This window comes from Streptomyces sp. NPDC001020 (assembly GCF_053599115.1).
In genome coordinates this window covers 1-24,062 of sequence record NZ_JBSFLQ010000012.1, presented here as the reverse complement: position 1 = coordinate 24,062, position 24,062 = coordinate 1, and the positions used below count along the sequence as shown (strand labels likewise).

The window sequence follows — 24,062 nt, the reverse complement described above, 5'->3', positions numbered from 1 at the left end:
GACATGGCCGCGTGTGAGGTGAGGCGCCGTCATGTTCACTGGATACCACCGCAGTTCGCTGGCGGTGAGAGGAAGGTCGAAATTAGTCTCGGCTCACAAGGCCGCAACCATTGATGACGAAAATGCGAGGAGAGACGTGAAAGAACAAACGTTACAGGACCAGGTCAGCCCCGAAGTGCAGGCCCGCATTCAGGCCAGCTTCGACCGGCAAGGACTCATGCGTCATCTGGGCGCCCGCATCACGCACATCACTCCTGGCCGTGTTCATATCGCGCTGACCAGACGAACGGAAGTCTCCCAGCAGCACGGCTACATCCACGCCGGCGCCACCAGCGCCATCGCCGACAGCGCGGGCGGCTACGCGGCCTTCACGCTCTTCCCGGAGAACTCCACGGTGCTCACGGTGGAATACAAGATCAACCTCTTGGCCCCGGCCGCGGGCGACCACATCGAGGCTGTGGGAACCGTCCTCAGGTCCGGCCGAACATTGACGGTTTGCCAACTGCAGGTATTCAGTCACGAAGAGGGGCAGAAGACGCTCATCGCCACCGGGCAGCAGACACTCATCTGTCTCGAATCACGGCCGGACCAGTGAGGACCTGACGCGACGAGCTTGCCGCGACCGCCGCCGGACTGCTGCTGGGGCTGCGGCAGGGGCAGAGGCGGGACCGGCGGTCCCTGCGGTGCTGAGTGCACGCGACCCCGTCCCACCAGCGTTCGGAGGACGGGACCTTGGGAGCCCGGGTACCAGCCGGGCGGCGGCGACATGCTCCTCCGGGGAATTCAGGCCGCCGCCCGGAAGATCAGCACTCCGGAAAAGAGCCGTGCTCCGAAAAGCAGGGCCTGCGGCTCAGACTCCGTGGACCGAGTCCGTCTGGTCGGGCACGACGGACCCGTCGTCACGCAGGAGCGGGCCGAAGCCGCCCTCAGGCCGGTTCCAGGCGGCCGTGGAGCACGGGTAAGTGCCCTGCTTCTGCGGGAGCGGCTCGATGAACATGGGGTTGGCGACCCAGCGTCCGTCGGCGTTGTCGTAGGCGCGGCACATGATCTCGTTCTTGTTGCGGTTGAGGACGAGGTGCGCGCCGGTAGCGTCGCCGACGAAGGTCACGTCGGTGTCGGCGTCACCGCCGCCGAGCGCGATCCGCTTGTCCCAACGCTGCTTCTCCCAGGCCGCTTTCCCCTTGATATGGAAGATGTCCTGGTTGATCCAGCAGCGCTTGCCGTCGATGTACGGGATGGCCTCGCCCTTGTTGATCGGGACACCGCCGCAGCCCTCGTTGTACGGGGTGATGCGGCCGCGCTCGTCGAGGACGGAGCGGATGGCAATGGTGTGCTTGCGGTCGATACCGACGCCCTTGGACCACACCTCGGCGACTGGTTCGGAGCCGGCGGAGACGATGTAGACGTCGAACCCGGCCTGCTGGAGCGTGCGGATCAGGTCGCGCTGCTGCTCGTAGTAGCGGACGTAGCCGGGGATGGTGTGCGTGCCCAGCTTCTGGGTGGCGCCGACGGGTGCGGCGAGGGCCTCCTTGCGGGCGGCTGCCGCGTACGACTCCAGTTCGGGGACGGTGTGCCCAGCGAAGAGCTGCGGGACCCAGGCGTACTGGGGCACGGTATGCCGGTGGTCCCACTCGCCGGAGAAGGCGGCGGCGCCGCTCATGGTCTTGCCGGACTCACGGATGTTGAAGATCTCGTCCGTGCAGTCGGTGTCGGTGGAGGTGGGCAGGGGTGCGCCGACGGGGACGTCGGTGCCGCAGGCTGCGGTGAGCGCCCGGTCGGCCTCATCGGTCATCCACTTGCTGGAGTCCTTCCAGCGCGCGGGTCGGAGGATCTTGTCGTGGCGCAGTGCCCAGGCGATGGTCGCGTCGGTGACGTCATTCTTGGAGACGGTGTTGTCCCAGTCGAACGCGGCGACAGGGCGCGGGCCGTGATGGCCGTTGCAGGTTCCGCGTTCGTCGATCATGCGCTGGAGTTTCGCCCGGTTCTCCCCGTACCAGGGCAGCTTCGTCGAGAGTTGCGGGCAGTCCCGGGAGACGGTGGGGGCGGACGGTGCGGACGTGGCGGCGGCCGCAGGAGTGGTCAGGGTCGCAGCCGCCATGAGTGCGGCGGCCACGGCCGAAGTCCACGCGGCAACATGTCTGTTACGCATGTGAGTGGACCGTACATCAACCTCCGGGACTCAGGCACTATCCTGACGATCTTTGATGTCAGTAGCCTGCGGCGGAGACCGTTCGCCAATGCCCCATCCGGCTTGAACGATCCGGAGAGTAATGCGAGTCGAGTACGACGCCTCGGCGAACACGGCGAACATCTACCTCGTCGACAGGATCGGCCCAGGTGAAGCTGTCCGGATTGACGGCATGGGTCGGCCTGAAACCGAGGATGGCCTCCTGAGCGGCCGGAGTACCATCCGGACCATCCGCTCGGCTGCCACCGCCGGCGGATCAGCGACCGGATCATCTTCGACAAGCTCCTCCAACTGCGGACTGGGCCGAGGTCGCCCGCGATCTCAACCCCGATACACCGCCGTGAACGAGGAAGAGGCCCGGACACGGCTCGCGGACTTCGACGCCACCTGGGGCAAAAAGCACCTCCTGATACAAGCGCGCTGAAACCCCTCAGGCGAATGGGCCCGGATGCGTGAAGGCGATTTCGGCGAACCGTTTGGCGATGCGGCGATGGCCTGCGGTGTTGGGGTGAAGGCCATCAGGGAGGTCAGGGATGTCGTCTGTGCCGAACAGGTCACGGCCGTCAAGGTAGTGCAGGTTCGGATCGTGCACCTGGCGAGCGGTCACGATGCGGGTCAGCTCATCGCGTACGACGTTGAGAGTGAGCGCCCCGCTCGGGATGTCAGCGGGCGTGCCGAGCGCGGTGAAGCATCCGTCGGTGGTGAGCGTCACCGGGCCGGGGGTGTCCTCGACCGGGGGACAGATCACCGGGGAAACCACCAGCAAGGGGGTGTCCGGGTGGCCCTCACGGATGGTGTCGAGAAACCCGTGCACCGCTGGTCCGAAGGAACGCCGCCGGAATGATGCGCCAGTCACGACGTTGAGACCCAGCTTGAGGCTGATGAGGCTGACCGGCTCGTCTCGGATCGCACGGGCCACGAACGGATCGAGCCGGGCATTACCAGCCAGCGAGAGGTTGACGAGTTCCACCCCGCCAAGGGCCGCGGCGATCACCGGCCAGGTGTCGGCAGGTGAGTCAGCCTCCGGGAAGTGGCTGACGGAACTGCCGTGATGCAGCCAGCTGCGGCGACCGGTGGCTGGCGGCGGTACAACCGCGGCGTCAGCCCACAGGCCGACAAGCTCGGTACGAGACTGCTGCGGCAACCACAGCTCGATCTCCTTCTCTCCCGGCGGCAGCTGACCGAACGTGATGCGGCAGGAGGGACCCGGGACCGTCCTGCGGCGCCCAGCCGACACATGCAACACGTTGCCCGCGGCCAGAGGCTCCCTGCGCAACAAGTCTCCGTCGACTACGAGCTCCAAGGCTCCGGGCCCAGAGTGTTCGGCACTGCCCTCGTACTGCGTGACGGTCGTGAGCGCTTCGACTTCCAGCAATGTCGCGGTCGTTACGAAGGCCAGCCGTACCCCCGACGACAACGTAGCCATCCGCTCGACGGAGTCATCCGGGAACTGCACCCGGGCCCAAGTAGGCAACCGCCATGGCAGCACGCCAGTCTCGGTTCGCTCCAGATCCAGCACTCCGCGGAACCTCACCGGACCGCCCAATAGTGGGATCTCACGTAGTTCGCCAGTCACATCCGCTCTTCTCTCTGCCGCATCAACGGCCAACCTGACGACCCTATGATGCGGCCAGAGCACTAGCTAGCTAGGACTCCGGAGCCGTGTACTTCAGGGCGGTATCCAAGCTGGAGCCTCAACTGTTGGCCAGGGTGCGGTCCAGGAGGAGGAGCAGGCATTCCCAGTTGCGCTTCAGCCCGGGGCGCCACAGGCGTCGGTGTCGGACATGGTGAAGCCGTGAATGGTGCGGGGATAGATCGTCGTGGGTATTCAAAAGGCATGTTGATCAGGGTTCCTTGGTCGAATGCATGCATGGCGCTGGTGGTTCAGCTGCTGGCCCTGCTCGGCTTGGGCGGTACTGAGGGTGCGCCTTCGGCGATAAGGCCTTGGCTCTATGGGGCGGTGGCGGTGGCTTGGGCATCGCTGACCTGGCGGGCTGTCGCCAAGCGGATCCGGGTGTCCTCGGAGGGCATTCACAGCTACGGACTGTGGCGCACGCGGTTCGTGCCATGGGATGACGTGGTGACGGTCGAGACTGAGATCGCGTCCGCGAGAAGTCTGCTGGAGTACCCGACCGCGATCCTGTTGAACGGGAGCCGGGTGAGGCTCGACGGCGTGTACGGGCTGCGCGGCTAGGGCGAGTCGCGAGGGGCCGGAGCAATGCTCAAGATCTGTGGATCGGCCTCGGGTTGGACGTGAGAGGGCGTACCTTCCCGAGTGATCGATAGGTCACCGAGTAGGCCCGCGCTGGAACGCGGGTTGGGAAGGCACGCCCACGCTCAGCGTAGTCAACGAGGACGGCACGACGCAGCCCGGCTCCTTGATCGACGAGATTGTCCGTGAGGGCGCGAGGCGGATGCTCGCCGCGGCGCTGGAGGCCGAGGTCGACCAGTACATAGCCGAGCTGGCCGCCGAGCGTGACGAGGCAGGCCGCCGTCTGGTCGTGCGCAACGGCCGCCACCGGCCCCGCACCGTGACCACGGCCGCCGGTCCGGTCGAGGTCACCGCACCCCGCGTCAACGACAGGCGCGTCGATGAGGCGACCGGTGAGCGGATGCGGTTCTCGTCGAAGATCCTGCCGCCCTGGTGCCGCAAGTCCCCGAAGATCAGCGAGGTGCTGCCCCTGCTCTACCTGCACGGACTATCCTCCGGCGACTTCGTTCCTGCGCTGGAGCAGTTCCTCGGCGGCTCGGCGGGCCTGTCGCCGGCGACGGTGACCCGCTTGACGAAGCAGTGGCAGGCCGATCATGCCGCCTTCCGACCGTGACCTGTCGGCGAGCGACTACGTCTATGTGTGGGTCGACGGCGTCCACCCCAAGGTTCGCCTCGGACAGGCCCACTCCTGCGTCCTGGTCCTCATGGGGGTGCGCGTCGACGGCACGAAGGAGCTGATCGCCCTGGCCGAGGGACTGCGGGAGTCGACCGAGTCCTGGGCCGACCTGCTGCGCGACTGCCGCAGGCGCGGCATGAGGGACCCCGAACTGGTCGTCGGCGACGGCGCGATGGGCCTGTGGAAGGCTCTGGCCGAGGTGTTCCCCGCCGCCCGCCATCAGCGCTGCTGGGTCCACAAGGTCCGCAATGTTGCGAACGCGCTTCCGAAATCTGCGCAGCCCGGCGCGAAGAAAGCCCTGCAGGAGATCTACAACGCCGAGGACCGCGACCACGCCGAGAAAGCTGTCAAGGACTTCGCGAAGACCTACGGGACGAAGTGGCCGAGGGCGGTCAAGAAGATCCTTGACGACCAGGACGAACTACTGGCCTTCTATGACTTCCCCGCCGAGCACTGGGTCCACCTGCGCACGACAAACCCGATCGAGTCGACCTTCAGCTCCGTGAAACTCCGGACCAAGGTCACCCGCGGCGCCGGCAGCCCGGCCGCAGCTCTGGCCATGGTGTTCAAACTCGTCGAGTCCGCCCAGGAACGCTGGCGCGCGGTCACCGCACCCCACCTCGTTGCCCTCGTCCGAGGTGGCGCCCGCTTCGAGAACGGCCACCTCGTCGAGCGACCCGAGGCTCACGCGGCCTGAACAACCCCACGATCCATAGGAATGACAATTGCTCGCCGCCCCCTGGTAACTCTACTGGGTAGCGGGGTGCGCCCACTTTGTTCTGCCTGAGCCAGTGCGTGATGGAGTCGGGCACGCTGGCCGGGGCCGGGTCCCGCCGTTCTATCTCCAACCTGTGTTGTTCCTAGAATGGCCGGGTGAAGGACATCGACGCGATCGCGGTGTTGCGGGATCCGGTGCGGCGCCGCTTGTACGAGTACGTGGCGGCGCAGGGCCGCGAGGTCGGCCGCAACGAGGCCGCCGAGGCGGCCGGGGTGGCGCGCACACTCGCTGCCCATCATCTGGACAGGCTGGCCGAGGCCGGGTTGCTGGAGAGCGGCAGCCGCCGCCTGACGGGCCGCTCGGGGCCGGGGGCGGGCCGTCCCGCCAAGGTGTACACGCGGGCGCGGGCTGAGCGGGCGGTGTCTCTGCCCGCCCGCGACTACCGCACCGCCGCCGAGCTGCTCGCCGAGGCCGCCGAGCAGGCCGGTCTTGACGCCGGGCTGTGCGCGGCCGCGCGCCGCCGGGGCGAGGCCCTGCGCGGCTCGGCGGCACCCTGCGGCGGCCTCGAAGAGGCCATGGAGATGCTGGCCGCCCGCGGCTACGAACCACACCTGGAAGACGCCGAGGGTACGACCGGGGCGGCCACGGGCGTCGTCCGTATGCGCAACTGCCCCTTCCATGCCGTCGCCGAACGCTTCCCGCCGCTCGTCTGCGGCATGAATCTCGCGCTGTTGGAGGGGCTGCTCGGCACGGACGGTCCCGTCCGCGCCCGCATGGACGCCCGAGCGGGGGAGTGTTGCGTAGTGGTCGAGATTTCTAAAAACAATCATGATTGACATAGAAAAGCGGGCCGTGCTGGGATGAGGCCATGACCGAATCCGCGCATGCCGCCCACCTAGCCGAGCTCAACGTCGCCACGCTCCGCCATCCCCTCGACGACCCGCGCATAGCGCCGTTCGTCGAGATGCTCGACCCGGTCAACGCCGCCGCCGACGGCGCGCCCGGCTTCGTGTGGCGGCTCGTGGAGGAGGGGGCGGCCGACGCCACCGGCCTGCGCCCGGCGGGCGAGGACGTCATCGTCAACCTGTCGGTGTGGGAGACCCAGGAGGCCCTGTGGGACTTCGCCTACCGCAGCGGACACCTGGAGGTGATGCGGCGGCGCCGCGAATGGTTCGAGCGGCACGTCGAGGCGCACCTGGTGCTCTGGTGGATCCCCGCCGGTCACCTCCCGACCGTCAGCGAGGCCCTGGAGCGGCTGGCGGACCTGCGGGCGCACGGGCCGTCCCCGCGCGCGTTCACCTTCGCCTCCTCCTTCACCGCAGCCGAGGCCGCCCAGCACCTTCAGACCGTGCCGCCAACGCAGCCTGAAGCAATCAGCTGATCCACAGGTCTTGACGATTACTCGGGCCGGATGGCAGAGCAGCTCAACACGCTGCGCGACCAGACGTGATCAGCTACGCGTGGGAAGACATAAGTCCCGCCAGGTTCACGTCTGATCGCGCCGATGCGACCTTGTTCCGTTGCGTACCGATCGACCCGAACAGCACCGAACCACGAAGATGACTCCACTGAGAAAACCCCAGTGAATCCCCGGCCGACAGGTGACGTCCGCGCGACCGAGCAGATGTGCTCGCGCACGTAGAGGCTGCCGGCGTCGAACCGCGTACCCCCGAGCCAGCACTGGTCCCGGAGGCACACCACGAGGAGGACCAGTCACGCCTTGGACTTCTCAGGGTTGACCGAGCCCGGCGCTGACGCCACAGGGGCGGGCGTGGCTGGGCGACGCGCGGTTCCCAGGTGCCAGAGGAGGGTCAGGACGGTGACGCCGGCAGCCACCAGTCCCAGTCTGGCCGGAGCCAACCCGAACCACTCTTGTGCCAGCCCGCCGAAACCGCCGCCGAGGGCCATCCCGACGTAGAGCGCGGAGGAGTTGAGACCGAGGAGGACAGGCGCGGCGGCGGGGCTGAGGGCGATGAGCCGGTGCTGCTGCGGGACGACGATGACGCCGACACTCACGCCCCAAACCGCCGCCCAGACCAGGGTGGACACGAGGGCACGGGTCGCCAGCGGGGTCAGCGCCAGAGCGAGCGCGGCAAGGGCGAGGGAACCGGTGAGGACGCGGGCGGAGTCGTGACCGTCGACCAGGCGTCCGGCGGTAATGTTCCCGGCAAGGATGCCGATGGCCCAGGCCAGCAGGATCAGGATCAGTAGCGACTCGTTGCCGTCCGTGGCGCCCCGCAGGGCCGGGGCGATGTAGGTGTAAAGGGTGTAGGCACCCAGAAAGGCCAGTGAAGTTACCGTAGAAGTGCAAGTACGCGGCCCTGCTTGAGCGGACGCAGGCGGTCAGATAGCGAGGCGGCGGGGAGCGTCACCCGGGGAAGGCCGACGGCGATTCCGACGCCGCCAGCAGACCGACCCCGGCGACGGCCCACAGGGTGACGTGCCAGTCGGCGCGACCGATCAGCGTGCCGAGCGGCAGCCCCAGCGCGGTCGCCAAGGTCAGGCCACCCAACACGAAGGCCAGCGCCCGGCCACGGCGTTCCGGCGGAGCGATGGCCGCCGCCGTGCTGGAGGCGGCGGAGTTGATGGTGCCCGCTCCCACGGCAGTAGCGATGCGGGCGGCCATCACCACCTCGTAACTGGTGCCCAACGCGGTGACGGCGTTGCCGATCACGAACACGCCCAATGCAATCAGTAGCGCCGACCGCCGATCCAGGCCACTGGTGAGGGCCCCCATCACTGGCGCGGACAACGCCGTCATCAGGGCGAAGACCATCACCAACTGACCGGCTGCCGGTGTGGATACCCAGGTCGGCGGCGATGGCGGGGAGCAGGCCCGCGATGACGTAGCTGTCGGTGCCGACGGCGAACGTCGCCAGCGCCAAGGGAAGGAGTCGTTTTAACAAGGATGGTGCCGCCTTTCCGGAGCGCCGCACTAGGCTGCGGTCATGGCAGGACGGCGGGAAGCGATGCGTGTCGCCCTGGTTCTCAGAGCGGGAAGCCATCCGTGAGTTGAGCCGGGGTCCGGTAAGCAGGCTCACTGACCTGAGGTGTCGTCGTCAGGGGGTTGCTCGCGCCGAGGCTTCGGCGGCGGCCCGAAGTCCACCCGGATCTTCTGAAAGCCTTTGAACGCCTCGGTAACAGCGTAGGACCGGTAGGCACGACGGTCACCAACGCTGAGGTCGACCCGGTCCGTGAACGGCGTCAGCAGGCTCCGCGGCCACAGCCGCAGCAGCCGGACGGCTCCGACCTCCGCCGCCGCGATGAAGATGAGTGCCCCCACATACAGCCAGGCGAGCAGCCCCAGGACGACGCCGAACATGCCGTAGGTGGCTGTGGCGCCGCGCAGGACATGGCTGACGTAATAGGTTCCCGCCCACTGCAGCCCCTGCCACGCGCAGGCAGCGCCGAGCGCGACCACGACGAGCCCGCGCAGCGGCAGCGTCCGCTGCGTCAGCAAGCGGTAACTACCGAGGATTAGAAACATGTTGAAGAACACAGAGGCCACCGTAGCGGCGAACCAGGCCCCGCCCCGCAGCCGTGCGCCGAACAGGAACGTCTGCGAGGCTGCCACGGGGAGCAGAGTGAACGCGCACAGTCCGAGTGCGAGGATCAGCAGGAACAGCAGTCCCTTGAGCCGTGAGCGGAGCGGGTCCGGCCGGGCGTGCCGGGGCACTGCCCAGATCTTGTTGAGGACATACTGCGCTGCTTGGGCCACGCCCAGAGAGCCGTAGAGGCTGCCCGCGATGCCCACCGCGAGTGCGACTCCGCTGCCGTGGAAGGAGTGGATGTTGCGGACGAGCTGGTCACCGATGACGGGGAAATCGCTCAGGGCCGAGTCGAGGACCCGCTGCCGGAGGACCGGGTCATCACTGAGGAAGGTACTCAGGACGGCGACGAGGATAAGAAGGAGCGGGAAGAGGGAGAGGAAGCCGTAGTAGGTGAGGAGGGCGGCGAGGTACAGCGCTTGGTCGTCATAGAACTTGTACAGCACGGCGAGCGGCAGCCCCACCCAGCGGTGACTTCTCTGATAGCGGTCCAGACGCTCGTGGAGTCTCATGGTTCGCGCCTACCCCGAGGCCCGGGGCGTACGTTGTGCCAGGCGATGGCGCGTCTGATCTCCGGTTCGTGCAGTCCGGTCCGACATCCCAGTTCCTCAATGGTGAGGACGGGCGGGCCGGTGGTCAGGGCCCGGGTGATCTTCGCCACCCACAGTTCCTCGTACGTGAACGGGCGGTGCCGGTAGATCTCCTGCACGACCGCGAAGTGCGGCTCGCTGCACGCCGTGATGAGCCGGAGGCCGTCGAACCAGTCGCTGTCGGAGTTCACGGAGGACGAGTCGGGCACGTATCCACGCATCGCCTCGCTCTCGGCGAAGGTGGCACCACACAGGTCGCACAGCTCCAGCCGGATCCCCTCGGTCCTTCCGTTCTTCCTCTTCCACATCTTCATCGGGTCTCGCCACACGTACTGGGAAAACGCACCGCGGGTCGGCTCCTGCGCCTTCGCGCCCTGCGGCGACAGTCAGCCACGCCAATAGTTGTTGGCTGCGGCAATGGTCCGGAATTCGAGAGCCACAACCTGCGCCGCGTGGAGGAGACTGTCCGGGGTAGTGGCGTAGTTGGGCCGCCCGCCCTTGAGGACATCCAAGTCGGGCTGGATGTTGTGAATGGTGTGCCGAGCCAAGGTGAGGGCCAGAGCGCGGCCTTCCTCCGAGGACTTGGTGATCAGGGAGTTCCCGGGGATGAGGGCCAGGTCCTCGTCGGTTACGCGGCTCATGAACGCAGTTTCGCCTGGACCTCTACTCCCGCGTGCCCGTGACACACGGCGCTGAGCCGTGAGCGTGATCCGATTGCTGCGCACGCGCACGCCGCGGCGCGCACATGGCCGGGACGGGCAGTTCGGCTATCCAGATGGCGCCTTCTACTCGGATGCGTTCCGGGATTCACGCAGCCGTGCCTGCCGTGCCCCCACCACAAGAGCCGCGAGAGCCCCGGCGGCGGCAAGCGCCGCAGGGGGCATCCAGGGGCGGTCCAGGCGATACCCGCACGCGTGGTCCGCGGAGAGACGTCCCGGTCCGGTCAAAGCGATACCGGCAGCGGCAATGCCGTAGATGGTGTTCAGTTCGTAGCGGGGTCCCGCCGCCCGCTTCAGAGACCCCGGCGGCGATAGCGCTCAACTTCCCGGGCTTGTAGCCCTGCTCCTCCATGAACTCCGCCGTGCCCTTGATGCCGGAACCCCCGAATCAGCCGAAGAGTTTCTGTGTTCCATGGGCAAACATCGGCCCGCCCACCCCGAGACGAAGAAGGAACAGCCCGATGTCTCGACGATCCACACATGTCACAGCGATACACCTCCAGCAGATCGCTGTTTTAACAGACGCGCTCGCTCTGACCCTCGCGACGAGGGCGTGGCTGTCGCGGGTAAGCCGCCTGTCTGGCGTAGTGATGTGACGCAGCGCACGGCGTCACGCGAGGAACGCATACGCATTGGTGAACCTCGCCGTGCTCTGTAGCGGCGGCACCGTTCTCGGTCATCGAGAAGCCAGTTGTCGAGAAGCCCTATTCGACGTCCTCCGCGAAGCGGCGGCGCCACCGGCGCTCCGCCTGCGAGCACAGCGGTATTGTGCGTCGCTGCAAGCGGTTGCCATCAGTGGCCCCAGCCGTGTCTGCACCGACACACTGACCGTACACGCATCGTACGCTTGGCCCGACTCCGTTGCTCAGCATGTAGCCGGTCAACGGCTGCGCTCAGGCGCCTCACACGCCGCGCTCAGCTACAGGTGGGCAGCCCGGCAATCGCTGCGGCCCGAAGCAACGCTTCGCGGAGCATGGCGGGGGTGAGGGTGCGGGTGGACATGTTGCGCTGGCTGGGGTGGTAGGCGCCGATCAGGCACACCTCCCGCTCGCCCAGTGGGTCGACGACCAGCGCTTCGGCGCCGTGCCCGAAGACCGGGCGCGGTCGGGGCAGCCGCCATCCGGCGCTGGCCAGCACGGGCAGCAGTGCCTGCCATGCGAACGCGCCGAGGGCCACGAACGTCCGCAGGGTCGGGCGCAGCAGTTCCAACTCGTGGACGAGCCAGGGGCGGCAGGTATCGCGTTCAATGGTGGTGGGCCGGTTGTCCGGAGGAGCGCAGTGCACCGGAGCGGTGATCCGTACCCCGTACAGTTCCATTCCGTCGTCGCGGTGGGTGGCGGTCGGCTGGGAGGCCAGCCCGATGTCGTACAGGGCGGCGTAAAGAGCGTCGCCGGACGGGTCACCGGTGAAGATGCGCCCGGTGCGGTTGCCACCGTGCGCGGCCGGTGCCAGCCCGATGATCACAAGTGGTGCGTCCGGGGGTCCGAAGCCGGGCACCGGACGCGCCCAGTAGTCCCAGCCCATGAAGGCCCTGCGCTTGACCCTGGCGACCTCCTCCCGCCAGGCCACCAGTCGCGGGCAGGCCCGGCAGGTCGCAACCACCGAGTCCAGATCCCGCACTGTATGGGCCCGAGGGGCCGTCACCAGGGGAAATTCCTGTTGTTCCTCCCGGCGTCTGCTGCTGCGCATGCCGTGTTCCTCTCCCGACGGTCAGGCACCACGCCTGCTCACACCAGCTATCCCGCCGAAATAGCTAAAATGTCCAAATTGGGCATGCCATCGGTGTCGTTGCAGCGCCAGCCATCGACTGGCGCCCTGGTCGGGCTGACCGATGGGTCCGGAGGTTCCGTCATGGCCAAGCAGATCACCTGCCAGCGAGTCTACGAAGAGACCTCCCCGCAGGACGGCAAGCTGACGCTCGTCGACCGCATCTGGCCGCGGGCGTGCCAAAGGAGGACGCCCCCTGGGACGCAGGCCCAGCCATGATGCGCCCTAAATCAGCAGAGACGGCCCTCGTGACTTTGCTGACGTTCGGGCATGGCACTGCGGAACGTGAGCAGTTGGCCGTGCTTCTGCACGGTGCTGACGTACGGGCCGTCGTCGACGTGCGGACCGCGCCCGGCAGCCGTCGCAACCCCGATGTGGGCCGGGAAGCGCTCAGACGGTGGCTGCCGGATGAAGGGATCGGTTACCGGTGGGAGCAGCGGCTGGGGGGCTGGCGAAAAGTGGCCCCGGACTCCCCCGACATCTTCTGGGAGAACGCCTCCTTCCGGGGGTACGCCGGTTACACCCGCAACCCGGACTTCGTGGCTGCCATGGACGAGTTGCTGCAGCAGGCGGCAGACGTCCGTACAGCCGTGATGTGCGGTGAGTCCGTATGGTGGCGTTGCCACCGGCGGATCATCGCCGACTTCGCCGTCCTCGCGCGCCATGCCCGCGTGTTGCACCTGGCCCACGACGGCCGACTCACCGAGCACCGACCGACGGCGGGCGCCCGGTTGCGCGCCGACGGGCTGCTCGTTTATGACCGCGTGTCATCCACCAGTGATGGAGCTCATGAACGGAATGCCAGACGGGACGAGCGTGGTGATCCGTAGACCGCAACGGAAGCTGAGGCCTGCACAAGTGCCTCACCGCACAGATGCATTCACCTGGCTAAACTTTCGTCAGGACTCCTCCCTTATGCATAGCGATGTGATCCGTTTTGTCGCTCTTGATCTCGTATTGTGGATCACTTTCAGAGCGGTGATGCACATGACCTTTGTAATCAACGTCGCGTGTGTGCTTCTTAATGACAACACCTTCGACTTATCCGGCTTCGGAGTTCCATCTGACATGGTCTCCAACAGCGAATTGCTTCACCATTCCGGTTCCTTTCAGGACACGGCCCGACCAGGAACTTGATCAGGGAAGTGCCGGATCGTACGTAGCCTCGGCCATCGTCGATCCTTACCTTCCAGCGTAGATCTTCGATCGCCAGTAGTCCGCACAGGCGGGACTCATCCTTAACGGCTTCCACACCGTCCCCCGGGCGTCCCCCTCCCATGACGAGCAAAACGATCGGCCGGAGGTAATACTGGAGGTAATCACGCACTAGGACCGCGTCACCTGGCGGGCCAAGGCGCGGGCGGAGCGGTCGTCGGGGACTCGAGAAGAGGTGACCGTGTCATGCGGGAGGTGCGCGCGCGCCGCGTTTATGAGCAGGCCGGACCGTCCGACGGCAGGCGGGTGCTGGTGGACCGGCTGTGGCCTCGTGGCCTGTCCAAGGAAAGGGCCCATCTGGACGAGTGGCTCAAGGCGGTGGCGCCATCCAATGAGCTGCGCCGTTGGTATGGCCATCAGCCTTCCAAGTTCGCCGAATTCAAGCGCCGCTACGAAACCGAGCTGACGGAACCGGACCGGGCCGAGGCCTTGCGTCACCTGTGTGAGGAGGCCCGGACCGAGCCCGTGACGCTGCTGACCGCGACGAAGGATCTGGAGCACAGCGAGGCAGAGGTTCTCGTAGAGCTAATACGTTCGGAGTAGGACGCGCGGACCGCGGCAGGGGCCGAGCAAGCCAGAAACCGGGCGCGCCTGACGCCAGCCGTGCTGCTGTAGCCAATCCTGCCGGCGGTGGCTGTCGGTCGGTATCGACTACCGGGAAGCATCGACGCGGTAGCGCAAGCGGCAGATAACGGCGTCCGTGTGACGGCGGACGCCGCGGTCAAGGATGATCTCCCTGCGCTCTTCAAGTCCGCATTCACGGGCGAAATCACAGAGCAAACGCACCGTCTCGTCGGTCACCCTGTTCTTGGAGTAGTCCAGGTACAGCCCCGACGCTTCCGCGCACATGCGCTCACCGCGGCCCGGGTCCTGGGCGAACAACTCACGCAGATGGATCGTTCCCATCTCCGAGTGATGCTGTTCGAGCGCCTTCCAGGATGGCTGTTGCCGGAGGGGGGTGATTGACATCTGTCGGTCCCACGTCGCTCAGCCCTTCGCGTCGGCTGGGCGACGGGGCAGGTCACCGTCAGGTCGGACAGGCGAGGGGCGTCCCGGGCGACGTCCAGGGGGTTGGGAGGGCTCCGGCAGGGCGGCCAGGTGTTTGACGGGCCGTGACTGTGAGGCGCCGCGGGATATGGTCATCAACTCCCCGCAGTGACTGATCTGCAGCGGCTCTCCCTCCACCATGGTGTACGTGGCCTGAGAACTGGTGATCTCGACTCGCAGACACCGCTGCCGCATATGGACGGAAAAAGCCAGCCGGCTGAGGTTCTCGGGCAGTCTGGGAGCGAAATGCAGGGTTCCCTCGTGGCATCGCAGCCCGCCGAAACCGGCGACCAATGCGATCCAGGAGCCCGCCAGGGAGGCGATGTGCAGGCCGTCGCGGGTGTTCTTCTCCAGATCGTCCAGATCCATCAGCGCCGCCTCCCCGAGGTAGTCGTAGGCGAGGCGTAGATGTCCCACCTCGGCGGCGATCACCGCCTGGACGCAGGCGGACAGGGACGAGTCACGGACGGTGAGCGGCTCGTAGTAGGCGAAGTTGCGTGTCTTCTGCTCCTCGGTGAAGGCGTCGCCACGCAGGTACATCGCCATCACCAGGTCCGCCTGCTTGATCACCTGCTTGCGGTACAGGTCGAAGTACGCGGAATGCAGCATCAGCGGATAGTCGTCGGGACCGGTGGCAGCGAAGTCCCACACCTCATGGCTGGTGAACCCCGCTGACTGCTCATGGATGCCCAGTGCGACGTTGTAGGGCACCGTCATCGCCTTGGCCGCGTCCCGCCAGGCTGCGGTCTCCGCCTCGTCGACGTCGAGGGCGGCCGCCTGCTCGGGGTGACGCTCGGCAGCATCGGCGGCGGCCTGCAGGTTCTCCTGGGCCATCAGGTTGGTGTAGGTGTTGTCGTCGGCGACCGCGCTGTACTCGTCGGGCCCGGTGACCCCGTCGATATGGAATCGGCCGTTGGAGTCGTGATGGCCGAGCGAGTGCCACAACCGGGCGGTCTCCACCAGCAGTTCCACGCCGGTCTCGCGCTCGAACTCCACATCATCGGTGAGGGAGAGGTAGCGCAGCACGGCATGGGCGATGTCGGCGTTGATATGAAAGGCGGCGGCGCCGGCGGGCCAGTATCCGGAGCACTCCGACCCGTCGATGGTCCGCCAAGGGAAGGCCGCGCCGCTCAGACCCAGTTGACGAGCACGAATACGGGCCGCGGGCAGGGTGTCCTGGCGCCAGCGCAGGGCATCGGCGACGCAGCCCGGGTAGACGAAGCTGAGCAACGGCAGGACGAAGATCTCGGAGTCCCAGAAGACGTGCCCGTCGTATCCGGAACCGGTCAGACCCTTGGCCGGGATCGCCCGCTGCTCAGCCCTCGCGGCGGCCTGCAACACGTGGTACAGAGCGAATCGGACGGCCTGCTGGATCTCCGCGTCACCGTCGACCTCGACATCGGCGTGCTCCCAGAAGTCGTCCAGGAACGCCCGCTGCTGGTCGACCAGCCCCTGCCAGCCGCTGCTGCGAGCGCCAGCAAGCGCGGCCTCCACCTGGTCCCGCAGGGCCGGCAGCGAGCGCGCGCCCGACCAGCCGTAGGAGACGAACTTCTCAAGACGAAGCGTCTGACCGGGCTGGAGATCGGTGATCACGTTGAGCCGGGCCACGTCACCCGCACTCTCGGCGGCTGTCTGGGTAGACGGCGGGCCCTGCACGATGTGGTCGGCGGCAGCGGCGACCCGCAAGCCACTGGAGCTGGTGCAGTGCACCAACCGCAACCGTCGGTCATGAGTGCTGTGCTCCTCCGACCGCAGCGGGGATTCCAGGGCGTCGGCGACCCGCGGATCACCGCTCAGGGTGGGCAGTTCCTCGTTGGCGACGAGTTCGGACTGGATAACGAGTTGCACCTCGTCGTCCAGCGGTTCCACCTCGTAGGCGATCGCGGCGATGGCCCGCTGGGTGAAGGAGACCAGCCGAGCGGAGCGCACCCGTACGGTCTTGCCGGCCGGTGAGGTCCACTCGCAGGTCCGGTGCAGCAACCCGCTACGCAGATCCAGCACCCGCTCGTGCGAACGCAGCACTCCGTAGCGCAGGTCGAACGGCTCGTCGTCGACGAGCAGACGGATCAGCTTGCCGTTGGTGACATTGATGACCGTCTGGCCGGACTCCGGAAAGCCGTAACCCCCCTCCGCGTACGGCAGCGGATGCCGCTCGTACAGGCCGTTGAGGTAGCTGCCGGGCAAGCCGTGCGGCTCGCCCTCCTCGAGGTTGCCGCGCCAACCGATGTGACCGTTGGACAGGGCGAAGACCGATTCGCTCTGCGCCAGAACGTCCCAGTCGAGCCCGCTCTCTCGCACACACCAGGGTTCGACCACGTAATCGGAATGAGTAATCACATTCTGTTCCCCAGCAGCTCGGCGAGATCACCCACCACGGTGTCGGCGCCGTGCTCGCGCAGCGCGTCGGCCTGACCTGCCCGATCGATTCCGACGACGTATCCGAAGTGGCCGGACCGTCCGGCGTCCATTCCGGCCAGCGCATCCTCGAAGACCGCGGCCGCACTGGGTTCGACACCCAGGTCGTGTGCTGCTTCGAGGTAGGTGTCCGGGTGCGGTTTGCCGGGCAGTTTGCGCTCGGCGGCGACGATACCGTCGATCCGTAGGTCGAAGAGCGCCTCAATCCCGGCCGACGTCAGGACGTCTTGGGCGTTGGCGCTGGAGGAGACCACGGCGGTGGACAGCCCTGCCGCCCGCACGGCCTCGACGTAGCGGACGGAACCCGGGTACGCCTCGACCCCCTCGGTACGGATCTTCTCCAGCAGCAGTGCGTTCTTGCGGTTGCCGAGACCGTGGACCGTGTCGAGCTCCGGAGGGTCGTCGTCCGAGCCCTCGGGCAGTTCGATCCCGCGCGAGGCCAGGAAGGCCCGTACGCCATCGGCGCGCGGACGACCGTCGACGTACTCGTCGTAGTCGGCGCCCGCATCGAAAGGCCGGAAATCGGGGCCCTCCCGGCGTCGCAGGAAGTCGTCGAAGGTTTGCTTCCAGGCCACGTCGTGCACTGCCGCAGTCTTGGTCAACACCCCATCCATGTCGAACAGACAGGCACGTACGGCATCTGGAAGACCCAGTTTCCGCATGCCTTCCGATTGCCCATTTTGCTGCCTTTTATCCCGTCGGCTCGCAAAGAGTGAGACCGGCGGGTTGGCGGTCCGAGCAGGCCCGCACAAGGCGTCGGCTCGTTGCAGTGGCGCTACCTGCATACGCCAGGTGAGCATGGGAGTGGCGGTTTCTTCGTCACGGAACGCACTCAGTCAGGAGGCGGTCATGACCACGGCCAAGGACATCATGCATCCCGGGGCTCACTGGATATACCGGGAGGAAACACTCGAACAGGCAGCTCAGCGTATGCGGGACTTCCAGGTGGGTGCTCTACCGGTCAGCGATCAGAACGAGCGGCTGTGCGGCATCATCACCGACCGCGACATCGTGGTGAAGTGCGTGGCCAGTGGCCGCGCCCCGGCCGACACCACATGCGCCGAACTGTGCGAGGGGACCCCACGCTGGATCGACGCGAACGCCGACATCAGCGACGTGCTGGAGCAGATGGAGGGCTACCGGATCAGGCGACTTCCAGTGATCGAGAACAAGAGACTGGTCGGCATGATCAGCGAGGCGGACCTGGCCCATCACCTCACCGACCACCAGGTCGCGGAGTTCGTCGGGCATGTCTATGCCTAGTAGCTCCCTGTAGGCCCGTCTCAATCTCGGTGTCATGTGTGGCCTGCTGGGGAGGGGCTGGTAGTGCCGGTGCCTGCCCAGTACCTCCGAACGTCCTGTGGCTGAGGCCGTGTTTGGCTCCGCGGTCTTCGTGCTCGATGCATCAGCGGACCTTGGCCAGACAGACGGGACCGGCGATCGGAATCGTCGGCCGGCAGGCCAGTACATCGATGTGTCACATTTCGAAGGGGTCGCCTCGTCTCCCTGGTGAGATGGCTGACCGGGACGGACGAGTAAGGGCAACTGTCATGCAAGCCATCACTGTTCGAGACCGTGACACCGGTATCGCGGGGTTGTCCCTGACGGACGACATGCCCTATCCCTACGCGGCCGAGAATGACGTCGTCGTGCGCGTGCACGCCGCGGGCTTCACCCCTGGAGAGCTGGAATGGCCCGGTACGTGGACCGACCGCGCAGGCCGTGACCGGACGCCGAGCGTGCCCGGGCACGAGCTGTCGGGAGTCGTCGCCGACTTGGGCTACGGCACCACCGGGTTGAGTGTCGGCCAGCGGGTGTTCGGCCTGACCGACTGGACCCGCAATGGCACACTCGCCGAGTACGCCGCGGTAGAGGCCCGCAACCTGGCTCCACTGCCGGCGGACATCGACCACACGGTGGCCGCCGCGGTGCCGATCTCCGGGCTGACCGCATGGCAGGGCTTGTTCGACCACGGCCGCCTCACCGCAGGGCAGACCGTGCTGATCCACGGCGCCGCAGGGAGCGTCGGCTCGATCGCGGTGCAGTTGGCCCGCGAGGTCGGTGCCCGAATCATCGGCACCGGTCGGGCCTCCGCCCGGGACAGGGCGCTCGCGCTCGGCGTGGACGCGTTCCTCGACCTGGAGGCCGAGAAGCTGGAGCATGTCGGCGAAGTCGACGTCGTGTTCGACGTGATCGGCGGCGATGTCCTCGACCGCTCGGCCGCCCTGGTACGCGCCGGCGGCACCCTCGTCACCATCGCCATGCCGCCCAGGATCCAGCCCCAGCAGGGGCGGGCCGTCTTCTTCGTCGTCGAACCAGACCGCGCTCGGCTCACCGACCTCGCAACACGACTGAGGGACGGACGGCTCAAGGCAAGCGTCGGCGTCGTACGGCCGCTCACCGAAGCACCCGCCGCGTTCGTCCCCGACAAACGCACCCCCGGCAAGACGGTCATCCGAGTAGTCACCGAAGACTGACGGTAGTCGGCGAAGCGTCGCCCGCGCCGCGACGACGTCGCAGCCGAGAAAGTCGAACGTCTGGAGGCCGGGCCCCCGAGCACTGATGCGGTGTCCGGATGCGAGCCGCACACGGGTCAGCAGACGGCTGTTCGGCCACCATCCACAGGCATCAGAACGCCTTGGACGAAGCTCGCCGCGTCGCTGGCCAGGTAGGCGATTGCCTCGGCGATCTCCTCCGGCCCGGCCGGTCGACCGGCCGGGGCCTGGGCGGCCAAGGCGTCGAGGTACTCCCCCATGCCCGCCGTGCCCTCGGTGCGCACCGCCCCAGGACGGACGGCGTTGACCCGTACCCCGCGCGGGTCGTACTCCGCGACCCACGCCTTGGTCATCAGCTCCACGGCAGCCTTGCTCGACCCGTACAACGCCAGGCCTGCGACCCCACACGCGGCAACGATGGTGCTCACATTGACGATCGCACCACCGCCCCGCCCTGCCATCGTCGGCGCGAGTTCCGCCACCAGGTGAAACGGCGCCTTCATATTCAACGCGTAGACGGTGTCGATTTCGCTCTCCGATACATTCTCGGTGAGGGCGAAGGGATAGATGCCCGCGTTGTTCACCAGGCTGTCGACCCGGCCGCCGCCCAGGTCCAGGGCTCGCCGCGCCATCTGCCGCACCGACCGCGACTCACGCAGATCGGCAGCGGTGAAGTCGGCACTGCCGCCGCGGGTATCTCTTCATCAGCGACTCCCGGGGCCGCCATGAGTTCGAGGTCGGGCTGAACTCTTCCTGGTGGATCAGTAGGGCCGCTGGTGGGCGACGACGTCCGTCTTGCCGGGCCAGGGCGTCTTGCACAGCTCGGTAGAAGGTGGGGAAGGTTTAGATCATGTGTCGCAGGTCCCGCACCGGACACGGCCCGCAGTACCTCGTCACCGGTTCCGCCTGAAGCCGCCCGCACACGATTCTGGAGTTCCCATGTCCGTCGAGGACCTCAACAAACAAGCCTGGACCGTCTACGGACAGCGCCAGCTGACCCGCTCATACATGCCGCCCGTCCCCAAGCAGCTGAACTGGGCTCTGTGGGAGGGCGTCGGCCCCGGGGCCGAGGTCCTCGGTGACATCGCCGGCCGACGGGTTCTGGACATCGGTTCGGGGGCCGGCCACCACGCCGTGCACCTCGCCCGGGACCACGGCGCGCACGTGACAGGGATCGAGCTGTCGCCCACTCAGTACGAGCGCGCTGCTTCCACCCACGGGGACGTTCCACGCGTGGAGTTCGTGCAGGGCGACGTGGTCGACCACCTCGCCGGCGCCGAGCCTTTCGATGCCGCGTACGCCATCGGCACCCTGGCCTTCATCGACCCCTACCGTGCTCTGCCCGCCCTGCGTGAGGGCCTGCGCCCCGGTGCACCGCTGATCCTCTCGCTCCTGCACACCGACCTGCACGGCCGCGGCCCGTCTGCCGTGGTCGAGCCGCGCGAGCAGATGATCCGGCTCAGGGACGACCCACCCTTGCCCACCCGGATGTGGGTCCTGGCACCGCAGCTCTGGGAGGACCTGCTCACCGAGCACGGCTTCCGAGTCGAGGCCATCGACCTGCTGCATCATCCAGGCGAGAGCGTGCCCGTCGTGCAGCAGCTGATCCGGGCCCGCCGCCTGCCCCACCAGCCCGCACGCCGCTCCAGCCGCCCCCGCACCACGCGCCCTCCCGCGCCGCACGCAGCCATCGGCGTCGGCTCCATCGTCCTCAGCGATCGCGGCGTACTGCTCGGCCGCCATCACCGCGGCACCCTCGAACTTCCAGGCGGAACCGTCGAGCCCGGCGAATCCCTCGAACAGACCGTGATCCGTGAACTCGCCGAGGAGACCGGCCTGCGCGCCCGGATCGAGGACATCACCCTCCTGGGCACACTCGTCGACCACGTCGAGGACGTCGTCCGCCTCACCGTCGGCGCCCTGGTCAACTCCTGGCAGGGCCGGCCGGCCACCCAACCGGACGAGAAGGTCGGCGACTGGGCGTGGTACCCGCTCGACCAGCTGCCCGACGGCCTGTTCGTGTGCAGCGCCCAGATCCTCACCGCATGGCGCCCCGACCTGCCCATCGACCACACCCCCGCGCATTTCACGCCCTACTCTCGTACAGCATCCCTTCAGCGACGACCACAGCGGACGGAATCGTGACGGCCCACGCGTGGCGCGGCCGTCGCTGACCCGGCAGGAGACGGACGGCGAGTACGGATGCGTCGGAGTGGACGGAGACAGGGCCGCCCCACTTCTCGTCCCAGGCGAGCCGGGACGGGTGCGGCGGATGCGTGCAAGGGCGTGGCCGCGCTGCTGAAGTCCGCGCACCCGAACGGCTCCGGCGCAGCTCCAGGCGCTCGCGCTCGTATGCCGGGCCTCGCGAGCTGACAGCGCGGCAGTCGTCGCGGCTGCCGGGAAGTGGCAGGCCGTGGCCACGACCAGGCAGCTGTTGGCGTCGACGACGACCTGAAGCTTGCACACAGCCGAGTCTTAGGGAAGTCCGTAGGCTTGGCGCAGCGCCTCCTGGTCGGCCACGGCGTCGAGGCGGAGCGAGTCGAAGGCACTGCCGGCAAGGAGTGGCGTCACACCTCCGACAGATTGGACCAGCGTGTGGTTGATCCTTGGTCGGTGAGAACGGGAACATCGAGACGCTCGCGCCTGCTGATCCACCGCTCAGCCGGACCCGCAGACCAGCACGCCCCGAGATCAATCGTGGGTCCCTCCGTAGGGGGCTCATGGGCTGTCCTGCGGAACTTGGCCGCTTGGCGGTCACATTCCGATGAAGCTCACTGTTTCCGTCATGTCCGCTCGTCCGGTACGCAGCCGGGGCACGTCGTCCTTCTCGAATCCCACCGAAACCCCGCAGAACAGCACGAGATCGTCATCGGCTCCGACTGTCTGGCTGACGGTCTCGCGATACATCGTCCACATCACCTGGGGACAGCTGTGCAGCCCTTCCGCCCTCAGCAACAGCATGACCGTCTGCAAGTACATCCCCGCATCCCCCCACTGTCCGGGCCCCATCGTCCGGTCGAGGTAGCAGAACAGCACGACCGGCGCCCCGAACGCCCCTGAGTTCAAGGCGGCGATCTTCGTGGGCCTGTCGGGGTCGTCGCGCTCGATCCCCAGCGCTTTGTACCGCTGGGCGGCAGCGGCGGAGAAGCGACCCAGATACGGTGAGGTCAGTTCGGCCGGATACATCGGGTACTCCCGCTCATCTCCCGGGTCTCCCGCCAGTGCCCTGGCCGTCGCGCGCTTCTTCAGTTCGGCCAATGGCTCGCCGGTCACGACATACACATGCCATGGCTGGAGGTTCCCGCTCGACGGAGCCCGCGTCGCTGCCGCCAGCACTCGTTCGAGTACCTCTTTGGGTACCGGCTCATCGCTGAACGCCCGCACGGCCCGGCGACTGTCCACGGCTTCATACACATCCACGTGGTTCTCGTCCTCCCACTCAACGACAACCACATCTCTACCATTTTGAGCACGCGCCAGAGGGTTCATCGGCGGGGCGGAGGGACGACGCCCGCAGGATCGGTGGGACTGATCCAGCTCAACTGATGGCAGAACCGCGCGAGTTCGTCGTCTTCGGCGGCCAGCGCCGACAAGGGCAGTTGGTGACACTCCTTGAGTGGGGTGAGTTCGGGCCTCCCGCGGGTCGGGCTGCTGGCCAACCGCCCGGGCAGCGACGACAACCCCACCACGGCCAACAACCTACCGATGCAAATGAGATGACGTCTTAAGGCCCAGACGGACAACCCGACCTGCCGACGGACCTCTACGACTACAACGGCGACGGCGTCGCGGACGCGACCTGCGCGGGCAACAAGCGCGTGAACGGGCTCTACGGCTTCTGCCGGCAACGCCCTGCGGACGGTCAAGTAACCCCGTCGATCAACTCGTTGAGCCCTGGCGCGCGTCATACCATCCGTACCGCGAACCAACTGGAGACCTCTATGACAGCGCTGCGCACGCGTTCCCGTCGCCTCGTCGCCCTTCCGCTGGGGATGGTCACGGCGACCGCCCTCGCCGTCTTACCCAACGTCACAGCGTCGGCGGCCGAGGCTGCCCCGACGGCCACGACGGCCGACGCGACCTCCCTCAGCTACATCGTCAACCTTGCCACCGGACAGGGCCCGTCGGCGTCCGTGAAGAAGGCCATCGCCGACGCGGGCGGCAGCATCGTGATCGCGTACGACCAGATCGGCGTGATCGTCGTCCACTCCTCGAACCCGGACTTCGCCCGCACCATCCGGAAGGTCCCGGGCGTGCAGTCGGCCGGTGCCACCCGCACCGCGCCCCTTTCCGCGCAGTCGACGACCGATGTCGGCGCGCCGAAGGTGCTCAGCGCCGAGGAGGTCGCGAGCGCCCAGGCGGCCGCGGCCGACGGCCAGGACCCGCTGGAGTCGTTGCAGTGGGACCTGCCCGCCATCAAGGCGGACAAGGCGCACGAGAAGACGCTCGGCAGCCGTGACGTCACGGTCGCC

General features: G+C 67.3%; 22 protein-coding genes and 6 pseudogenes. 13 read left to right on the top strand and 15 right to left on the bottom strand.

Annotated features, from left to right (window positions below):
- Window positions 1–136 precede the first annotated feature (136 nt).
- Complete coding sequence (locus tag ACWDEX_RS13825; RefSeq protein WP_450463505.1) at window positions 137–595, top strand: PaaI family thioesterase; 459 nt, start codon at window positions 137–139, stop codon at window positions 593–595.
- Between the two features lie 255 nt (window positions 596–850).
- On the opposite strand, the gene ACWDEX_RS13820 is transcribed toward ACWDEX_RS13825, so the two are convergent.
- Window positions 851–2,149 carry a haloacid dehalogenase-like hydrolase gene (locus ACWDEX_RS13820; protein ID WP_450463504.1) on the bottom strand — a complete coding sequence of 433 codons (1,299 nt, stop codon included), beginning with the start codon at window positions 2,147–2,149 and terminating at the stop codon, window positions 851–853.
- A 240-nt stretch (window positions 2,150–2,389) separates the two neighbouring features.
- Here ACWDEX_RS13820 and ACWDEX_RS13815 point away from each other — a divergent pair.
- Window positions 2,390–2,482, top strand: a pseudogene (locus ACWDEX_RS13815) (IS5/IS1182 family transposase); the annotation flags it as partial.
- A gap of 136 nt (window positions 2,483–2,618) precedes the next feature.
- Here the strand turns inward: ACWDEX_RS13815 and ACWDEX_RS13810 are convergent.
- Window positions 2,619–3,707 (bottom strand): GDSL-type esterase/lipase family protein, encoded by a 1,089-nt coding sequence (locus tag ACWDEX_RS13810; RefSeq protein ID WP_450463503.1) that lies wholly within the window; start codon window positions 3,705–3,707, stop codon window positions 2,619–2,621.
- Window positions 3,708–3,882: 175 nt separating this feature from the next.
- A pseudogene (locus ACWDEX_RS13805) lies at window positions 3,883–4,004 on the bottom strand (dienelactone hydrolase family protein); the annotation flags it as partial.
- Window positions 4,005–4,058: 54 nt separating this feature from the next.
- Here ACWDEX_RS13805 and ACWDEX_RS13800 point away from each other — a divergent pair.
- The 4 genes and pseudogenes from ACWDEX_RS13800 to ACWDEX_RS13785 all read left to right on the top strand — a co-directional run bounded on the left by ACWDEX_RS13800 (window position 4,059) and on the right by ACWDEX_RS13785 (window position 7,175).
- Complete coding sequence (locus tag ACWDEX_RS13800; protein ID WP_450463501.1) at window positions 4,059–4,382, top strand: hypothetical protein; 324 nt, start codon at window positions 4,059–4,061, stop codon at window positions 4,380–4,382.
- Window positions 4,383–4,566: 184 nt separating this feature from the next.
- A pseudogene (locus tag ACWDEX_RS13795) lies at window positions 4,567–5,773 on the top strand (IS256 family transposase).
- A 176-nt stretch (window positions 5,774–5,949) separates the two neighbouring features.
- Window positions 5,950–6,630, top strand: coding sequence for a helix-turn-helix transcriptional regulator (locus ACWDEX_RS13790; protein ID WP_450463499.1), 681 nt, complete (start codon window positions 5,950–5,952; stop codon window positions 6,628–6,630).
- A 32-nt stretch (window positions 6,631–6,662) separates the two neighbouring features.
- Window positions 6,663–7,175 carry a DUF3291 domain-containing protein gene (locus ACWDEX_RS13785; protein ID WP_450463497.1) on the top strand — a complete coding sequence of 171 codons (513 nt, stop codon included), beginning with the start codon at window positions 6,663–6,665 and terminating at the stop codon, window positions 7,173–7,175.
- A 332-nt stretch (window positions 7,176–7,507) separates the two neighbouring features.
- Here the strand turns inward: ACWDEX_RS13785 and ACWDEX_RS13780 are convergent, their stop codons facing one another.
- The 6 genes from ACWDEX_RS13780 to ACWDEX_RS13755 form a co-directional block, all read right to left on the bottom strand.
- Window positions 7,508–8,035: a hypothetical protein gene (locus tag ACWDEX_RS13780; protein ID WP_450463668.1), complete on the bottom strand. Its 528-nt coding sequence runs from the start codon at window positions 8,033–8,035 to the stop codon at window positions 7,508–7,510.
- A 127-nt stretch (window positions 8,036–8,162) separates the two neighbouring features.
- Window positions 8,163–8,570: an MFS transporter gene (locus tag ACWDEX_RS13775; protein ID WP_450463495.1), complete on the bottom strand. Its 408-nt coding sequence runs from the start codon at window positions 8,568–8,570 to the stop codon at window positions 8,163–8,165.
- 261 nt (window positions 8,571–8,831) lie between these two features.
- The gene (locus ACWDEX_RS13770) at window positions 8,832–9,854 is read right to left on the bottom strand and encodes a YihY/virulence factor BrkB family protein (protein ID WP_450463493.1); all 1,023 of its coding nucleotides are present in this window, start codon (window positions 9,852–9,854) and stop codon (window positions 8,832–8,834) included.
- A complete protein-coding gene (locus tag ACWDEX_RS13765; RefSeq protein ID WP_450463666.1) occupies window positions 9,851–10,240 on the bottom strand; it encodes a hypothetical protein in 390 nt (129 codons plus the stop codon). The genes ACWDEX_RS13770 and ACWDEX_RS13765 overlap by 4 nt, the downstream gene beginning before the upstream one ends.
- Window positions 10,241–10,318: 78 nt before the next feature.
- Complete coding sequence (locus ACWDEX_RS13760; RefSeq protein ID WP_450463492.1) at window positions 10,319–10,573, bottom strand: hexameric tyrosine-coordinated heme protein; 255 nt, start codon at window positions 10,571–10,573, stop codon at window positions 10,319–10,321.
- A gap of 993 nt (window positions 10,574–11,566) precedes the next feature.
- Window positions 11,567–12,340 (bottom strand): uracil-DNA glycosylase, encoded by a 774-nt coding sequence (locus ACWDEX_RS13755; protein WP_450463490.1) that lies wholly within the window; start codon window positions 12,338–12,340, stop codon window positions 11,567–11,569.
- Between ACWDEX_RS13755 and ACWDEX_RS13750 the strand changes: the two genes are divergently transcribed.
- Window positions 12,275–12,637 carry a DUF488 family protein, N3 subclade gene (locus ACWDEX_RS13750; protein WP_450463488.1) on the top strand — a complete coding sequence of 121 codons (363 nt, stop codon included), beginning with the start codon at window positions 12,275–12,277 and terminating at the stop codon, window positions 12,635–12,637. The two genes, ACWDEX_RS13755 and ACWDEX_RS13750, sit on opposite strands and share 66 nt — an antisense overlap.
- Window positions 12,634–13,248 (top strand): DUF488 domain-containing protein, encoded by a 615-nt coding sequence (locus tag ACWDEX_RS13745; protein WP_450463486.1) that lies wholly within the window; start codon window positions 12,634–12,636, stop codon window positions 13,246–13,248. Before ACWDEX_RS13750 ends, ACWDEX_RS13745 begins: the two co-directional genes overlap by 4 nt.
- Before the next feature lie 58 nt (window positions 13,249–13,306).
- Here ACWDEX_RS13745 and ACWDEX_RS13740 read toward each other — a convergent pair.
- A pseudogene (locus ACWDEX_RS13740) lies at window positions 13,307–13,516 on the bottom strand (DUF2945 domain-containing protein).
- Window positions 13,517–13,819: 303 nt separating this feature from the next.
- On the opposite strand from ACWDEX_RS13740, the gene ACWDEX_RS13735 reads away from it, so the two are divergent.
- Window positions 13,820–14,176 (top strand): DUF488 domain-containing protein, encoded by a 357-nt coding sequence (locus ACWDEX_RS13735; protein ID WP_450463485.1) that lies wholly within the window; start codon window positions 13,820–13,822, stop codon window positions 14,174–14,176.
- A 108-nt stretch (window positions 14,177–14,284) separates the two neighbouring features.
- Here ACWDEX_RS13735 and ACWDEX_RS13730 read toward each other — a convergent pair whose 3' ends face one another.
- Genes ACWDEX_RS13730 through ACWDEX_RS13720 form a run of 3 tightly spaced genes read right to left on the bottom strand, consistent with a single transcriptional unit; the run spans window position 14,285 to window position 17,757 of the window.
- Window positions 14,285–14,602 carry a hypothetical protein gene (locus tag ACWDEX_RS13730; protein WP_450463484.1) on the bottom strand — a complete coding sequence of 106 codons (318 nt, stop codon included), beginning with the start codon at window positions 14,600–14,602 and terminating at the stop codon, window positions 14,285–14,287.
- Window positions 14,603–14,620: 18 nt separating this feature from the next.
- Window positions 14,621–17,017, bottom strand: coding sequence for a glycoside hydrolase family 65 protein (locus tag ACWDEX_RS13725; RefSeq protein WP_450463483.1), 2,397 nt, complete (start codon window positions 17,015–17,017; stop codon window positions 14,621–14,623).
- Entirely contained in the window at window positions 17,014–17,757 is a 744-nt protein-coding gene (locus ACWDEX_RS13720; protein WP_450463481.1) for an HAD family hydrolase, read from the bottom strand. The genes ACWDEX_RS13725 and ACWDEX_RS13720 overlap by 4 nt, the downstream gene beginning before the upstream one ends.
- A gap of 187 nt (window positions 17,758–17,944) precedes the next feature.
- On the opposite strand from ACWDEX_RS13720, the gene ACWDEX_RS13715 reads away from it, so the two are divergent.
- On the top strand, window positions 17,945–18,358 hold the full coding sequence (locus ACWDEX_RS13715; RefSeq protein WP_450463480.1) for a CBS domain-containing protein: 414 nt from the start codon (window positions 17,945–17,947) through the stop codon (window positions 18,356–18,358).
- A gap of 287 nt (window positions 18,359–18,645) precedes the next feature.
- A complete protein-coding gene (locus tag ACWDEX_RS13710) occupies window positions 18,646–19,572 on the top strand; it encodes an NADP-dependent oxidoreductase (RefSeq protein WP_450463479.1) in 927 nt (308 codons plus the stop codon).
- Window positions 19,573–19,688: 116 nt separating this feature from the next.
- Here the strand turns inward: ACWDEX_RS13710 and ACWDEX_RS13705 are convergent.
- Window positions 19,689–20,267: pseudogene (locus tag ACWDEX_RS13705) on the bottom strand (SDR family NAD(P)-dependent oxidoreductase); the annotation flags it as partial.
- 262 nt (window positions 20,268–20,529) lie between these two features.
- Here ACWDEX_RS13705 and ACWDEX_RS13700 point away from each other — a divergent pair.
- Window positions 20,530–21,735, top strand: a complete 1,206-nt coding sequence (locus ACWDEX_RS13700) for a bifunctional class I SAM-dependent methyltransferase/NUDIX hydrolase (protein ID WP_450463477.1) — start codon at window positions 20,530–20,532, stop codon at window positions 21,733–21,735.
- Between the two features lie 609 nt (window positions 21,736–22,344).
- Here the strand turns inward: ACWDEX_RS13700 and ACWDEX_RS13695 are convergent.
- The gene (locus ACWDEX_RS13695; RefSeq protein WP_450463665.1) at window positions 22,345–23,010 is read right to left on the bottom strand and encodes a nitroreductase; all 666 of its coding nucleotides are present in this window, start codon (window positions 23,008–23,010) and stop codon (window positions 22,345–22,347) included.
- 521 nt (window positions 23,011–23,531) lie between these two features.
- Between ACWDEX_RS13695 and ACWDEX_RS13690 the strand changes: the two are divergent.
- Window positions 23,532–24,062, top strand: a pseudogene (locus ACWDEX_RS13690) (peptidase S8); the annotation flags it as partial.